Source organism: Flavobacterium ajazii (genome assembly GCF_010614725.1).
Classification (GTDB): domain Bacteria; phylum Bacteroidota; class Bacteroidia; order Flavobacteriales; family Flavobacteriaceae; genus Flavobacterium; species Flavobacterium ajazii.
In genome coordinates this window covers 1-1,212 of sequence record NZ_JAAEHL010000033.1, presented here as the reverse complement: position 1 = coordinate 1,212, position 1,212 = coordinate 1, and the positions used below count along the sequence as shown (strand labels likewise).

Genomic DNA, 1,212 nt, shown 5'->3' with positions numbered 1-1,212 from the left:
GCCCGAATTTATAACTTTTTTACTCTGTTTTACACCAGCAGCATCGTATATATACTCTATACTTTTTCTGGTATCAAAAAATAGTATTTTAGAAGGCAGATTGAGATGGTTGTAGATAATGTTTGTGATTGCTTTGTTTTTATCGACAGTCATATTTCCATTGTCATCGTAACTGTAATCATCGCTTCCCTTATTTAAATCTTTAAAACCTTCATTGGCATATGAATATGATGCATTATCATCAACCTTGATTAATCTGTTGCCTTTGTCATACGTATAGGCCAGCTGATCAATATTGTCATACGTATAAATTCCGCTAAGATTTGGCATATTACGGAATAATCGCATAATATTTCCATTACGGTCGTATTCTGAAATACTTTCATTAAATTTATCATTGAATACATTATTTTCGATATAATTAGCTCCTTTAAATCTATTTAAGGCATCATAAGTATAGTTGTATTGTTTTAAAGCAGGACTAAGGCTGTTTGATTTCCATGAAGTGCTGCTGATATTGCCATTGTATAAAGGTTTGTTTTGATAATAGGAAGCAAGTGATGGATTAACTATAGTATTATAATATAATCCAAAACCAAATAAATCATTATCCGGACTCAGATTATTGGGGTCGTTGATGCTTTTAAGCCATCCACGGATAGTATAGGCGTAATCTACTTTTTGTAATCCCTGAGGGGTTTTACCACCCACTTTTTTGCTGATTAATTGTCCCAGCTCGTCATAGGTATTGGCTACAATAATTTCCATATTGCCTCCATTTATGGTTTGTGTATGGTCAGTAAGTCTTCCTGCGTGATCATACATAAAAATATCTTCTATTGAAGTTGTAATTCCGTTTCTCAGATGTGTAGATGTAGTTCTCAAGATTTGGCCAATAAAATCGAATTGGCTTTTTGCCGTGCTGGTTGTGCCCAGATAATCGTTTTTACTGTAGTTATAAATTGGTCTGCTTTTAGCATCATAATAAGTTAGGTTAGTGATCCAGCTAGTCGTTCCTAAGACACGGATTTTGCTTCCTGTACTAAGCCCCTTGGCATTGGTAATTGGTGTAACGTTATAGGATGCTGTTGAAGCACCTCCGCTTAAATCAAAGTCATAATCATCATAATAATTGATCGTGAACAGATTAATATCAGTTGGGTTTGGAAAAGCTGAGTTGCTGTAATATACTGTAGTTCCATTGATGGTGTT

1 pseudogene is annotated in these 1,212 nt (G+C 34.4%); it reads right to left on the bottom strand.

Annotated features, from left to right (window positions below):
* Positions 1-1,212 (bottom strand): annotated as a pseudogene (locus GWR14_RS23695) (DUF6443 domain-containing protein); the annotation flags it as partial.